General features: G+C 68.7%; 14 protein-coding genes and 2 pseudogenes. 6 read left to right on the top strand and 10 right to left on the bottom strand.

All coding sequences use genetic code 11. The features are described 5' to 3' along the window. Positions 1 to 46: 46 nt before the first annotated feature. Positions 47 to 880 carry a hypothetical protein gene (locus BT364_RS36195; RefSeq protein ID WP_072489425.1) on the bottom strand — a complete coding sequence of 278 codons (834 nt, stop codon included), beginning with the start codon at positions 878 to 880 and terminating at the stop codon, positions 47 to 49. Positions 881 to 1,315: 435 nt separating this feature from the next. On the opposite strand from BT364_RS36195, the gene BT364_RS36190 reads away from it, so the two are divergent. After that, positions 1,316 to 2,497, top strand: a complete 1,182-nt coding sequence (locus BT364_RS36190; RefSeq protein ID WP_072489424.1) for a DUF11 domain-containing protein — start codon at positions 1,316 to 1,318, stop codon at positions 2,495 to 2,497. Between the two features lie 4 nt (positions 2,498 to 2,501). Here the strand turns inward: BT364_RS36190 and BT364_RS36185 are convergent, their stop codons facing one another. Continuing rightward, positions 2,502 to 2,726, bottom strand: a complete 225-nt coding sequence (locus BT364_RS36185; RefSeq protein ID WP_143166609.1) for a hypothetical protein — start codon at positions 2,724 to 2,726, stop codon at positions 2,502 to 2,504. Between the two features lie 568 nt (positions 2,727 to 3,294). Here BT364_RS36185 and BT364_RS36175 point away from each other — a divergent pair. Then, positions 3,295 to 3,837 carry a GNAT family N-acetyltransferase gene (locus tag BT364_RS36175; RefSeq protein WP_072489421.1) on the top strand — a complete coding sequence of 181 codons (543 nt, stop codon included), beginning with the start codon at positions 3,295 to 3,297 and terminating at the stop codon, positions 3,835 to 3,837. A gap of 84 nt (positions 3,838 to 3,921) precedes the next feature. Here BT364_RS36175 and BT364_RS36170 read toward each other — a convergent pair. The 7 genes and pseudogenes from BT364_RS36170 to BT364_RS43695 form a co-directional block, all read right to left on the bottom strand. Continuing rightward, positions 3,922 to 5,172: pseudogene (locus BT364_RS36170) on the bottom strand (IS256 family transposase). 49 nt (positions 5,173 to 5,221) lie between these two features. Next, entirely contained in the window at positions 5,222 to 5,812 is a 591-nt protein-coding gene (locus BT364_RS42095; protein ID WP_072489420.1) for a hypothetical protein, read from the bottom strand. A gap of 462 nt (positions 5,813 to 6,274) precedes the next feature. Further along, positions 6,275 to 6,523, bottom strand: coding sequence for a DUF4333 domain-containing protein (locus BT364_RS36160; protein ID WP_177328371.1), 249 nt, complete (start codon positions 6,521 to 6,523; stop codon positions 6,275 to 6,277). 119 nt (positions 6,524 to 6,642) lie between these two features. Then, complete coding sequence (locus BT364_RS42090; RefSeq protein ID WP_177328370.1) at positions 6,643 to 6,801, bottom strand: hypothetical protein; 159 nt, start codon at positions 6,799 to 6,801, stop codon at positions 6,643 to 6,645. 479 nt (positions 6,802 to 7,280) lie between these two features. Beyond that, a complete protein-coding gene (locus BT364_RS43705) occupies positions 7,281 to 7,646 on the bottom strand; it encodes a helicase associated domain-containing protein (protein ID WP_256260382.1) in 366 nt (121 codons plus the stop codon). Continuing rightward, a complete protein-coding gene (locus tag BT364_RS43700; protein WP_072489417.1) occupies positions 7,643 to 8,356 on the bottom strand; it encodes a helicase associated domain-containing protein in 714 nt (237 codons plus the stop codon). Before BT364_RS43700 ends, BT364_RS43705 begins: the two co-directional genes overlap by 4 nt. Next, a complete protein-coding gene (locus tag BT364_RS43695; protein ID WP_072489416.1) occupies positions 8,347 to 8,544 on the bottom strand; it encodes a hypothetical protein in 198 nt (65 codons plus the stop codon). The genes BT364_RS43700 and BT364_RS43695 overlap by 10 nt, the downstream gene beginning before the upstream one ends. Before the next feature lie 41 nt (positions 8,545 to 8,585). Between BT364_RS43695 and BT364_RS36140 the strand changes: the two genes are divergently transcribed. From BT364_RS36140 to BT364_RS43690, 3 genes and pseudogenes are all read left to right on the top strand, one after another. Then, positions 8,586 to 8,942, top strand: a complete 357-nt coding sequence (locus BT364_RS36140; RefSeq protein ID WP_072489415.1) for a nuclear transport factor 2 family protein — start codon at positions 8,586 to 8,588, stop codon at positions 8,940 to 8,942. 58 nt (positions 8,943 to 9,000) lie between these two features. Further along, positions 9,001 to 9,591, top strand: coding sequence for a GNAT family N-acetyltransferase (locus BT364_RS36135; protein WP_256260385.1), 591 nt, complete (start codon positions 9,001 to 9,003; stop codon positions 9,589 to 9,591). Between the two features lie 578 nt (positions 9,592 to 10,169). Continuing rightward, positions 10,170 to 10,305: pseudogene (locus BT364_RS43690) on the top strand (DNA polymerase III subunit beta); the annotation flags it as partial. A gap of 292 nt (positions 10,306 to 10,597) precedes the next feature. On the opposite strand, the gene BT364_RS36125 reads toward BT364_RS43690, so the two are convergent. Beyond that, positions 10,598 to 11,602 (bottom strand): LacI family DNA-binding transcriptional regulator, encoded by a 1,005-nt coding sequence (locus BT364_RS36125; RefSeq protein WP_072489412.1) that lies wholly within the window; start codon positions 11,600 to 11,602, stop codon positions 10,598 to 10,600. 40 nt (positions 11,603 to 11,642) lie between these two features. On the opposite strand from BT364_RS36125, the gene BT364_RS36120 reads away from it, so the two are divergent. After that, entirely contained in the window at positions 11,643 to 12,404 is a 762-nt protein-coding gene (locus tag BT364_RS36120) for a PfkB family carbohydrate kinase (RefSeq protein ID WP_079179818.1), read from the top strand. Positions 12,405 to 12,411 lie beyond the last annotated feature (7 nt).

Raw genomic sequence — 12,411 nt, 5'->3', positions numbered from 1 at the left:
TGGATACGTACCGCGCGGAGGTGGCCGGTGGCGCTGTCGTACGTGATCAGTCCATACCGGTCGAGGAGCCGCAGCGCTGCGGCTCCTCGTCACCCGTGACGGTCCGTGCCGCGTTTGTGCGCCGTCGGCGCAGGCTGAGGTTCCGTCGGGCTGGGACGGCGGCGGGCTGCTGGTGGGTGAGACAGGTGAGGAAGGCGTTGGTGGCCCACAGGGCGGCGGGTTGTCCGGCGGGGTCGAGGTAGGCGGCGACGCGGAGGGCAGCGCGGGCCAGGGGTCCGTGGGGGTCCTGGTCGGTGGCGTCGAGGGCGAGGAGCAGGGTGGTGGTGACCTGCCGGCCGTAGCGTTCGGTGTCCGCCCAGTGCGGCAGAACCTTGTCCAGGTGCGTGGCGCGGTCGGTGAACTGTTCCAGGTAGGTGCTGCAGGAGGTGTTCTCGCGAAGCATGTAGGCGGCGGCGTGTCCCAGCGCCAGCGGCAGGTGTCCGAGTGCCTTGGCGAGGGCCGGGGCCTGGTGGTCGGCCAGGTGGGCTTTGTGGTCGTGGGTGAGGCGGGCGGTGAGGTAGTCGGTTGCCTCGGCCGGGGTGTAGACGTCGACATCGATGCGGGCCCGGCCGCCTCCGGTCAGGCGCGGGTCTTTGAGGCGGGTGGTGGCAAGGGTCCAGCCGGTGCCGCGCTGGCTGTCCGGCCACCAGGGATCGATCGCATCCGGATCGGTGACATTGTCCAGGACGACCAGCCACCGTCGGTCGGTGACCGCCAGCCAGTTGACGAAGGCCCGCGCGTCCGCTTCCAGGTCCCCACCGGTACGGCCGGGCACCTGCACGAGCGCAGCGGCCTGCGCATAGACGGTCAGAACCTGCTGGATATCATTCGCCGCGTCCACACCACCAGATCGGCTCCGCCTTCGACCGCTTCACGGGCGTAGGCAGCGGCCAGCTGCGACTTACCCACCCCGCCGCCCCCCGACATCACCTGCACAGACGCACGCGTACCGGACCGCGACCGCTCACCGCGCGGGGCGTCGCTCGCCAGCACGACGCTCCGGCCGTGCCCGCGTGCCGCCGGTTGTCGCCGGGGGCGAGCAGGCTGGTGACCTCGGCGATCGCCTCCGGGTAAGGGAGGAAGCGCACTTCCGGACTCGCGCTGGTGGTCGGTGTCGACATCGGGCCGGGGCTCACGGCATCCGGTGAATGCGATCGCAAGGCGGAGGAGGCACCGGCCACGCAACCGTTCGAGTTCGATAAGAGTCTAGTGAGCGGAAACTTTTCTCCTGGAAGACACCGCCCGTTTTCCCGCGTCCCAGCAAAGGATCTTTCCAATGCCGATTCCCGCGCACAACCGTCGCGCCTCCCGTGCCGTTGCTGCCACCCTCAGCGCCGCCGGCCTGATCGCACTGGCTGCGGCTCCTGCCGCCTTCGGCGATGAAACCGCACCCGAGTTGGTCATTGGAGGCATCGAGCCGGTCAACGGGGTGAAACCTGGGAGCAGCTTCGATCTGTCGGCAACCGTGGCGAACAAGGGCACCAGGGCGGCCGAGAAGGTGTGGGTCTCCTACGGCGTCACCCGAGGACTCGACTTCGCGGAGGTTCCCTCCAACTGCCGGACACAGCAGGTCCGGTCCTACGACGAGATGCCCGAGAGATGGATCGCGGTGTGTGCGTTCGACCAAGTGGTGGAGCCGGGCACCGTCTACACGCCCGAGAGGCCTCTCCGCGTCGAGGCACTGGACCGCGCGCTCAACGACGAGCTGCGAGTGAATGTCTGGGACGTCGATCCCGGAGCGGACGAGAACGGCACCCAGCCGGTGGCGGGAACCGCGCCGGCGGTGAAACTGGTCGAGGGACAGGCCGGGAGCGAGGGGACCGCACGAGTTGTCAATGTGCCCGTCAGCTCCGTCAACACGGCCGACTACCGGGTGACGGGTGCCGCGCTGAAGGGAAGCGTCGGTGACATGGTGAAGATGAAGGTGAAGTTCATCAACGCCGGGCCCGCCTGGATCCTGACGAAACAGGGGGAACGGTCCGTCAGCGTCATGATCACGCCTCCCGCCGGAACGTCGGTCGTCAAGCGCGGCCAGTTCTGCCAGGCCAAGGGTAAGGCGTACGTCTGCGGCATGCGGTCGCTAAACGAGGGCAGCCAAGAGACCTACACCTTCGAGCTGAAGATCGACAAGCGGGTGGCGAACGCCAAGGGCCAGGTGGCCCTGAGCACCGAGGCACGGCCATTCGACCCCAACAAGGCCAACGACAAGGCCGACATCACGCTGGACGTCACGGGTGGGGAGCCGACTGGCTCGACGGGCGGCTCGGCCAATGTCTCGGGCGGCTCGGCCGGCGGGTTGTCGACGGCCGGCGACGACGGGACCACGACGAACGGCGGCACCCTGGCAGAAACCGGCTCCTCGACGCTGCCGATCACGGGCGCGGCTGCCGCAGCGGTGGCCACGGGCGCGGGCATGCTCTTCATCGTGCGCCGTCGCCGGACCCAGAGCCCGAGCTGACGACCTAGCGGCGGTCGCTTTCACAGGCGTCGAGGCGTACGGCGGACAGGTAGTGCGTGCTCTGAGGGTTGACGTCTGCGGACAGTAAGAGTTTGCGGTCCGACGGGTCGAGGACCTCGGTCAGTTCATGGATGGGGTAGCCGAAGAGGTCGAATTCGCCGAAGGCGACCGGAACGTCGGCGGCCCGGTCCGGGATGCGCTCGGTCCGCTCGACGATCAAGTGCCCCATGATCTGATTGGCACAGCCGTGCAGGCATAGGCCGTGACCAGGATGTCGCAGTGAACGAAGAAGAAGGTCCAGTGCGCTCCGCACATCCACCCGCCGGCGCGGACGTCCGCCAGAGTTGACGCCGTCCACTGCGCCGCATGCTCGGTCATGCCGAATCGCAGGACGCCTGCGTTCGCTGGGAGGACGAGCCCGGTGCCGGGCATCAATCGAAAGGTCACTCGAATAGTGTGCTGGGACGCGCCGGTTGGGCCACCCCGCTTGCGTTCTGTTCGTCCTTCAACCGCCTCGGATCAGGCACATAGCCCCCGCCCGACTACCGCCCGCGTCCTACCAGCGTGTGCCGAGCTCGTCGAGGTCCGCACGGCGCTGTTCGGTGAGCCTGTCGGCACGCTTCCGTACGTTGTCGAGCCAGGTGCCCAGCCGTACGGTCACAAGCTCCTCAGCGAGCAATTGTCAAAACCTGTGGGTCGAGTCGTTGGTGTTGTGGCTGGGCGTGGCGGTGACGGCGAGGGCCATCGGGCTTGGAAACCAGTAGCGCTGTTACAAGTGACCGGTTGAAGATGGCGGCATGGATGTGCAGCAGGTGACCTTGCGGAAGATGACGCCGGCGGAGTATCACGTGGCGACTGAGCATCGTGAAGCCGAGTCGGCTCGTGTGCTCAGCAAGTTCATGCCGGAAGAGCTGGCGCGAGAACGGGTCAGGCACGGCACGGCCAAGTTCCTCCCTGACGGCGCCGACACGGCCGGTCATCAGCTCGTGATGGCGGAGAACGGATCAGGCGAGGTGGTGGGGAACGCGTGGATCGGTCCGGATCCGGGCCAAGCGTCGGGCACCGCTAGCTCCGCGTGGCTGTACGACATCAACGTCTTCGAGCCGTTCCGACGCCGTGGATACGGATCCGCCATCCTCGCAGCCGCCGAGGAGCTCGTCGCTCGCGAGGGCAAGACAGCGCTTGCCTTGAATGTCGTCGGAGGCAACGAGGCGGCCATCGCAATGTATCGCCACAGCGGCTACGAAGTGTCGTCGATGTCCATGCGTAAGAACCTGCAAGGGCAAGAACGGGTGGGCGATATCCCTCAGGCGACCAATATTCTTGCTGATTGGCGGTAGGCCCAGATGCCTGGACAGGGTGCGGGCCCAGGGTTGTCTCCCGCACGTCGGGCAGCCCGTTAGCCAGAACAGCGAGGGCTCCGGTTATGCCGCCACCGCCTCGGGGCGCTCTATGAGCTGGCCGCGTTCGAAGCGAGCCCCGGCGCGGACGAGCGGGACGAGGTGGGCGCCGTTGACGGCCCGCCAGCGGGCCTGGGCGGACTCGACGAGCTTGAACACCATCGCCAGGCCAGCGGCGCGGGAGCCAGCGCCTTTGGTTACTTTGGTGCGGAGCCGGACGGTGGCGAAGGTCGATTCGATGGGGTTGGTGGTCCGCAGGTGGATCCAGGGCTCGGCCGGGTAGTTGTAGAACTCCAGCAGGACGTCCTGGTCGTCGGTGATCTTCTTGACGGCCTTGGGGAACTTCGCGCCGTAGAGCTTGGCGAAGGTGAATGGCCCGCTCGGCGTGCTCGCGGTCCTCGGCGTTGTAGATGTCCTGGATCGCCTTCTTTGCCGCGGGTTGGGCCGATTTCGGCATGGCGTCCAGGACGTTGGCCGTCTTGTGAACCCAGCACCTTTGTTCGCGGGGGGTGGGGAAGACCTCGCGCAGGGCCTTCCAGAACCCGAGTGCGCTGTCGCCGACCGCGAGGACCGGGGCGCGCATGCCCCGTCTCGCGCAGTCCCGCAGCAGCCCGGCCCACGACTCGGACGATTCCCGGTAGCCGTCGGCCATGGCCATCAGTTCCTTGGTGCCGTCTGCACGCACGCCGATGACGACCAGGACGGCGGCCTTGGCTTCGTCCAGGCGTATGCGCAGGTGGATGCTGTCGACCCAGACGTAGACGTAGTCGGTGCTGGACAGGTCGCGCTCCTGGAAGGTGGCGTGGTCGGCCTGCCACTGGGTGGTCAGCCGGGTGACGGTGGCCGACGAGAGCCCGGCGGAGGAGCCGAGGAACTGCTCCAGCGCGGGCACGAGGTCCCCGGAGGGCAGGCCGTGCAGGTAGGCAGCGGCAGCACCTCGGTGATCTTCGGGGACTTGCGGCACCAGGGCGGCAGGATCGCCGAGGAGAACCGCTTGCGTTCGCCGGTGGTCTCGTCGACGCGCTTGTCGTTCACCCTCGGAGCCTTCACCTCGATCACGCCGGCGGTGGTGGTGACATTCCTGGGCTGGTGGTAGCCGTTGCGGACCATCAGGCGCCGCCCCACCCCGTCCCGCTCGTGGGCCAACTCGGCGATATAGGTGTTGACTTCTACTTCCAGAGCGGCGGTCAGCATCCGCCTTGCGCCCTCCCGAACGATCTCGTCCAGCAGGGAGCCTTCTCGCGCAGTGCCGTCATCGCTGACTGCTGTGAGCACAGGGTGCGCCTTCCCGACCGACGCTGCAACGTCGGCCTTGCTCGGTGACCTATCGATCAATCACCCGGGAAGGTAAGCCCTCCCGAGCCGATCCACAGGATCTGGGCATTCCTCTCATTTCGGCGGGGGTGTACTCGCGTTCCTGGACGACGGCCCAGCCGATGGTGCCGTCCGGCCCGGCTGCGGTGGTGATCCGGGGTTCGGTGGTGTCGGGGCGGGGCAGGGCGTGGCGGCCCTGGTGGACGATGACGTTGTTGCGGGTGATGGTGAGGCGGGCGGGGCCGGCCTCCATCCATGGCGTCTCGACCGGGTCGGCCCCGTACAGCTCGGGCGGACCGGCATACCAGCCTTCCGCAGCTCCCTCGGGCGTGATGTCCACCAGGTGCAGCTCCATGCCGTCCTCGCAGCCCTCGGTGACCTCGTACAGCTCGGTCGTGCGTGGGGTGTGCTCGGTGGCCTCCAGCGTGAGCATCAGCCGGTCACCGGGGCGGGACGGGTACCACGGCGCCTCGGTCAGCACACGGTGCCCGCCGACCAGCGCGTCGACTTCCCCGACCAAGTCGCGGCGGCGCTTGGCCTCCTCGGCCTGGGCGAGCGGCGACTGCGCGGCGCTGCTCTGCTCGCCGCAGCGGCAGGACACGACGGTGAGCCCCGGGAGCTTGCCATGGGCCCGCAGCCAGTCCTCGTTGCGCCATCATCCGTCCCGCCCGTTCTGCTCCCGCCAGCGCCCTCGCCGCCGACCGCGTCCGGGGCGTCACGGTCCGGCCGTGGTGCCGTCCGGGCTGCTCGACGCCCTGGCCCGGGTGCCTGATCCGCGTAATCCGCGCGGGGTGCGGTTCCGGCTGCGACGTTGCTCGCGGTCGGCGTGTGCGCGGTGACCAGCGCCGGTCACAACTCCCTGACCGCTATTGCCGAGTGGGTACGCCGCTGTGACCAGGATGTCCTGGCCCGGCTGGGCTGTCCCTTCGATCCCTTCACCGGCAGGTGCAGCGGGGCCACACGTTCCCACAAGTCATCGGGCAGAAGATCAGTAAGCACCCGCAGAGCAGGGCCCCGACCGGAACTCACCTCCGGCCGGGCCCTTCCTGGTGAGCGCAGGTGCTCACGGATTGGACATGCTGACCATGCCCTGATCATCGACAACTTCAGCTTTGACCATCTCCGACTGACCGGGGGCCACGTAGACATCGCACTCGAACTTGTTGCCCTTCTTGGCCTCTATCGCAGTCGGGCAGACAACGCCGTCTCTGGACGTTTTTCCCGATCGCACGGTGGCTGACGCCTGCCGTTCCACGGCTTCTTGGTCCAGCCGAGGCCGTTGCGGGTGGGTCCCCACCACCTTGACTGTCACTACGACAGCGCAGACGGCGACAACGACAGGGGAGAGCCCTATGAGGGCACGGGCGAACTTCCCTTGTTCAGTCACACCGGTTTCCTACCGTCCCTGTGGCCGGTGTGACAAGGGTCGTCTTACGCCGTCAGTTCGGCGTAGACCGCGTCCAGGGCTGTCTTGGCGGCGTCGAACCGGGCCTGAGCGGCTTCATGATCCTGGACCACGGCATCGACCTGCGCCCGCTTCTTCGCGGCCCGGTCCAGCTTGGTATTTGCCGTCTCGAACCCCTTGAGCACGGCGGTGAGGGGGGCGAAGCCTTCCGGCCGCGCTTCGGCTTGTCCTCGGCCTGAACGGTGTCGGCAGTGTTGTCGATGGCTTCCGCAGTGCTCACAGTCTCTACCTTCTCCGGTGCGGGGGCGGTGGTCTTCTTCGCGCGAGGGGGCATGGCTGCTTCCTTCGGGTCGTCGTGCGGGAAGGGCACAGGGTCGCGGCGACCATGGCCCTGGCGTTCGGGTCCATCGCGGCCACCTTGCCGGGGTCGATCCCGGCCTGAATCAGCTTGGCCGGCGAGGGCCTGATCGGCGTCCGTGTGGGGTGTCAGAATCCACGGCGGGTTCCCTCGGTGTTCGGCCCCTGCGGCCGACGCCGCCGCGGACCCACGCCCCGGTGAAGCGGACCTGATCGGCTGCCCAGTCGCCCGCACGCCGCCAGGGGCGCAGCCGCCCGAGCAGATAGCCGGCCGCGAGCGCGGCGGCCGCGGTGACGACGATGCCCATCACGACCACCGCATCCCGAGCTCATCGAGTTCCGCCCGGCGCTGTTCGGGGAGCTTCCCAGCGCGTTTGCGGACGTTGTCGAGCCAGGTGCCGAGCTTGACCACCACGGGCTCGTCAGTAGCGTTCTGACGGCCCGACAGTGTATCTGCTGACGCCAGGTGCTCGGCGTGCTTGCGGGGGACCCGCAGGTGCCCTTCACGGGCGTGGAACTGCCGCGCCGCCGCGAGATTGACCGCCCACTTCGCATCCTGCGTCCGTTTCACCGGCCGCTCGTCTTCCTCGGCCGGTGTGACCTTGAGGGTGTTCTCCAGGATCCACTGCTGTACAGGCAGGAGCTGTTCCCACCCGAACCGCTGCGCGTTCACCCAGCGTCCGAGGTCCTCGCCCTGCACGACGACGTAGCCCGCAGCCGTGGGGAGCGTCCCGCCGGCCTGGACGTGGTTGTGGACGAGGCGGTAGCACCGCTGCCACCTGGTGTCCCATACCGGGCACCACCCCGGATCGATCGCGTCCAGCTCATCCCCTGCCGCGCTTTGGTCATCGCACCGGCCGCGGAGGGGACGGGGCGGCCGGCCGCGCGCAGTTCCTCGTTCTCCCGCGCCCTACGTGCCGCCGCGCGGGCGTTCTTCGCCCACACCCCAATGGGATGCCCTTCCCAGGTCGCGGTGGTCGGGGGAAGGAAGTGCCCGTGGGCGGCGGCGTACTCCTTGGCGACGGCGATCCCGTCCGCCCAGGCCGCGTCCTGTTCGGACCACACCATCCCGAGCCGCTCCAGCTCGGCCACGCGCCCGGCGTCCAGTGTTCCGGCCGTGTAGGCGCGTCGTTGGTCGGCGATCCACTGCCCGAGCGGATACCCGCCGACTCCGCCCCAGTCCTCCGGTGTGACGACGGTGTACGGCACCCGCAAAACGGTGTTCCCGGTCTCGCGCAGCAACCGTCCGGCCGCCTCGATCCCGCGCCGCCAGTAGGCGCCCTCCGGATCGATGACCCGAAGCCGCACGAACTGGGCCAAGACTGCGGGGTCGCGTTCCTCGCTGAACCGCAGCACCCCGGCCGCCGCCCCGCTCACCCGCACCCCGCCCCGTCTCCGCCCTCCAGGACGTCCTCGCCGTCGACGCTGTCGTGCTCCTCGTCCTCGTCGTCGGTGTCCTCCCGGCCGCTACGGACGCGGGGATCGGCCAGTGCCACGATGGTGTCCGTGTCATGCGCCCGCAGCGCCCCGAGAACCTTCGAGAGGGTCTTGCAGGCATCCGACGTCACCATTTCATCGCAGGCTGCCACCCGCCGGAGCAAAGGAGAACACGATGGACGCGCACGCGGACCCCTCCCATCACGTCGTGCAGCGGTACTTCCAGATGTGGAACACGGGCGACACCTCGATCGCTCCGGAAGTACTGAACTCGGACTGGGCCGACCATGCACACCCAGAGGTGTCCGGGCCCGCCGACGTCCAACGTGCCGTATCGCATATCCACGCCAGCCGGCCAGGACTCCGCTTCCACATCGACACGATCCTCGGCACCGACGATTTGCTGTCCGTGGTCGGCGGCGTCGGCCACGAGAGCCGCCCCGGCATCATCGACAGCCATCTCATCTGGCTGATTCGATTTCTCGACGGTCAGATGGCCGAGATGTGGACCTACCGCCGGAGCACTCCCTGACACTACTGATCCACACGTCTTGACGATTTCCCGCGGGCCCAGAGGCGGGCTTGCCATGATGTCGGCCATGCCTTCCCTTGTCACTCCTGTCATGTCCCCTGGCAGCCTCAATGCCGCTCCCCAGCCGACGCTGCCGATCGACGACGACTTGCTGCTGCGGCCATGGCTGCCCTCCGACGCAGCCGCCGTCGCGCGAGCGTTCCAGGACCGGGCGATCCAGCTCTGGCACCTGCGCAAAGCGGACTCCGAAGACGAAACCCTGGAGTGGATCGAACAGTGGCGACGTGGCTGGGAGAGCGAGGCCGCCTGCCATTGGGCCGTGGTCGATGCCGGCGGCGACCGGGTTCTCGGACGGGTCTCCCTCCAGTCCATCATCCTGGCCGGAGGCCAAGCGGAGATCTCCTACTGGACCACCCCGGAGTCCCGTGGCCAGGGTGTCTGCTCCCGAGCTGTGGCCCGAGTGTCGAGTTGGGCACTGGAAGAGGCCGGTTTCAACCGACTCGAACTCGGCCATTCAACGGTGAATTTCGCATCCTGCCGCATCGCCGAGAAGGCAGGCTTCGCTCTGGAAGGCGTACGGCGTCAGGCACTGCTGCACGCCGACGGCTGGCACGACATGCATCTGCACGCCCGAGTCCACGAAGCCTGACCAGGCATCCGGTCTCGTCCAGCAGCCTGCGACCTCCCGAATGTGATGTGGGTCACCAAAGAAGGCGGGTCGCAGTCGATACGGCTGCGACCCACTCCGCATTCCACGGGCGGGCAATGCCGTTCTTCGGCACTGTAGATCGTGGCGCGCAAGGGCCAACACGCTGCTCCTGGACCACGGCCGGCCGCGGCCAGCAGGTGCTGGGCGGTGGTGACGTTGACGCCGCGCGTCCCGTTCTTCAGCAGCGGCCAGACGGCCGTGGACGGAGCAGACGGGGTTGTCGAACCCGTTCCCGGATGGGTGGGGGTCTGGCCGGGGCTGAGGTGGGCGAGCGTGCGGAGCTGGGTCAGCGTGCCGCAGTACACGTTGACGTCGGCCTTGCCCCGCAGGCCGGGCACCGACCCGTTCTCGGTGTACTGCCAGACCGACCAGTGCCTGCCGCCGACGGGGGAGCGGGCTCACGCGTTCCGCTCCGTAGCGGGGCTGCCACAGCGGGCTGCCTGCTCGGCGGCGGTGTCGGTGTGCGGGAGGTCGGCTGCGGTGGCGTAGGCCGGTGAGCGGTAGAGCGGGACGGGATAGTGCGTCGGGCCGGGATGCCGCTGGCGGACGTCCGGCTGGTGCTGGCCAGTTGGTCCGGCGCGGACACCGATCTGGTCCGGACACTGCTGAAGGCGCCTGCGCCGCCTCGAACAGGGACTGTCCGATCATCGCGCGCCGCTACCACACCGAGCTGGTGCTGCCACGGCGCACGATCTGCTGAAGTGTCTGTCCCTCCTGGTCGGTCAGTCTGCGCACACGGACAGGCTCGGCCACCGCGCCCCCAGCGGTCGGACGTCACCGCACATCCAACCGCCGCGACCGCGAGCCGGGCGCTCCAGGCCGCGGAAACCTGGCGGGAACGGCATGGCCTTGTGCTCGCCCAACTGCGAGAGCGCGTCGAGCTTCTCTTCGAGCATGGGCCCCGCTCTTGCGCTGCCGCACCGGCGGGACATTTCGGTCGCGCGTCTCAGGAATCGGTGGCTGCGCACCCGCAGCTGCCCCGGATGACGAGGGGAGCCGACAAGGCGGGCGGCGCTGCGGCCTCGCCGCCCAGGAGCAGGTCGACTGCCTGGGCCGCCATCGCCTCCAGGGGTTGCTGGGTGACGGTGAGAGCGGGAGCGGTGTAGGCGCTGTCCGGGGTGCCGTCGAGGCTGATGACGGCCAACCGCTCGGGCACGGCCAGTCTGTGAGCCCTGGCTGCGGCGAGGACGCCGATGGCTTGTTCGTCGGTGGCGGTGATGAGCGCGGCGGGCATGGAACCCTCGCTGATGAGCTGTCCGGTCAGGGCCGCTGCCGCTGCGCGCGAGTACTCGCAGCGCAGCAGGGGGGCGCCGGTGCCGGCGAGGGCCGTCTCCCACGTGGCGCGGCGTCGGCCGACCGGTCCGGCGTCACGCGGTCCGGCGAGGAAGGCGATGCGGGTGTGTCCGTGGCCGCGCAGGTGGGCGACGGCCTGCTGGACGGCATCTTCGTTGTCGGCGGTCACTGCCGGGGCCTGCCCGTCCTCGGGCTGGTTGTGGACGTACACGGCCGGGACGCCGGCGCGTTTGACCTGGGTGGCGACGTCGGCGCCGCCGTCAGCGAAGACGATGACGAGCCCGTCGACCTGGGCGGCGAGGAACTTGTCCGCGAGATGCTCCTGCCGGTCCGGGGAGTATCCGGCGTTCCCGGTCAGGGTGAGCTTTCCGCGTTTGTCCAATGCCTGCTCGACGTGCCGGGCCAGCGCGCCGAAGTAGGGGTTGGAGGCGTCGGCGAGGATCAGGCCGACCACGCCGGTGGTCCGCGAGCGCAGAGCCCGGGCGATGCGGTTGGGCCGGTAGTCCAGCTCTGCCGCAGCGGCCAGGACCCGCTCGCGGGTCGCGGCCGCGACCGGCCGGGGGCCGTTGTTCATCACATAGCTGACTACCGCTGTCGAGGTCCCGGCCACGCGGGCCACGTCTGTCAGAGTCGGGGCCTTGCCTGCTTGCTTCGCCATAACTCTTGCATCCTCTCATCTAAACGATTAGACAAGAAGTGTGAACGGATTCTTGGCAGGCCGGGTGGTGACCGTGGGCGCGGTGAACATCGACCGGCTCCTGCGCTGTCCCGTCCTTCCCTCCCCGGGCGAGACAGTGTTGGTGACCTCCGTGAAGGAGGGTTTCGGCGGGAAGGGCGGCAATGAGGCCGTGGCCGCCGCCATGGGAACTGCTACTGATTTGGTCGCCAAAGGCGGTGGCGATGCCGATGGCCTCAAGGCCCTCGCCAACCTGCGCAGTGCCTCGGTCGGCGTGGACACGGTGATCACCGAGGTGTCCACGCCGACCGGACAGGCGCTGGTCATGGTGGACCCGGACGGCGTGAACAGCATCGCCGTCATCAGCGGCGCCAACACTCTGCTGTCCGCCCAGGACGTCACCGACGCCCTGACGGTGCTCCGGCCGCTGGCCGGGGATGTGATCCTCACCAGCGGTGAGATACCCCTGCCCTGCCTTCAGGCCGTCGCAGGCTTTCTTGCGCCGGGGACACGGTGGGTGCACAACGCGGCTCCGGCCGGGATCCTGCCCGCGTGGCCCCAGGACAACCGGCCCCTGCTGGTGGTCAACGAGGTCGAAGCCCGGCAACTCACCGGAGCCGCTGACGCCCGGGCCGCCGCCCAGATCCTGGCAGAGGCGGCCTCCGACGCGGTAGTCACCCTGGGCGGCGACGGCGCTGTCGGCGTACGGGCTCTGGTGCAGAGGTGCGTACGGGTTGATCTGCAGAGGTGCTCCGGCGTGTCTGGCTGGGGGCCGGAGTGGTGAGAGGAGT

Origin of the sequence: Streptomyces atratus (assembly GCF_900119365.1) — a bacterium.
GTDB lineage: Bacteria > Actinomycetota > Actinomycetes > Streptomycetales > Streptomycetaceae > Streptomyces > Streptomyces atratus_B.
Note: the sequence above shows the minus strand (reverse complement) of the source record. Positions and strands in the feature narration are given on the sequence as shown.

What these genes read in the sequence shown, in the direction of transcription:
- BT364_RS36190 (WP_072489424.1), top strand. Translation starts at nt 1,316, where the DNA reads ATGCCGATTCCCGCGCACAACCGTCGCGCCTCCCGTGCCGTTGCTGCC.
- BT364_RS36185 (WP_143166609.1), bottom strand. Translation starts at nt 2,726, where the DNA reads ATGGGGCACTTGATCGTCGAGCGGACCGAGCGCATCCCGGACCGGGCC.
- BT364_RS36175 (WP_072489421.1), top strand. Translation starts at nt 3,295, where the DNA reads ATGGATGTGCAGCAGGTGACCTTGCGGAAGATGACGCCGGCGGAGTAT.
- BT364_RS43695 (WP_072489416.1), bottom strand. Translation starts at nt 8,544, where the DNA reads ATGGTGACGTCGGATGCCTGCAAGACCCTCTCGAAGGTTCTCGGGGCG.
- BT364_RS36140 (WP_072489415.1), top strand. Translation starts at nt 8,586, where the DNA reads ATGGACGCGCACGCGGACCCCTCCCATCACGTCGTGCAGCGGTACTTC.
- BT364_RS36135 (WP_256260385.1), top strand. Translation starts at nt 9,001, where the DNA reads ATGTCGGCCATGCCTTCCCTTGTCACTCCTGTCATGTCCCCTGGCAGC.
- BT364_RS36125 (WP_072489412.1), bottom strand. Translation starts at nt 11,602, where the DNA reads ATGGCGAAGCAAGCAGGCAAGGCCCCGACTCTGACAGACGTGGCCCGC.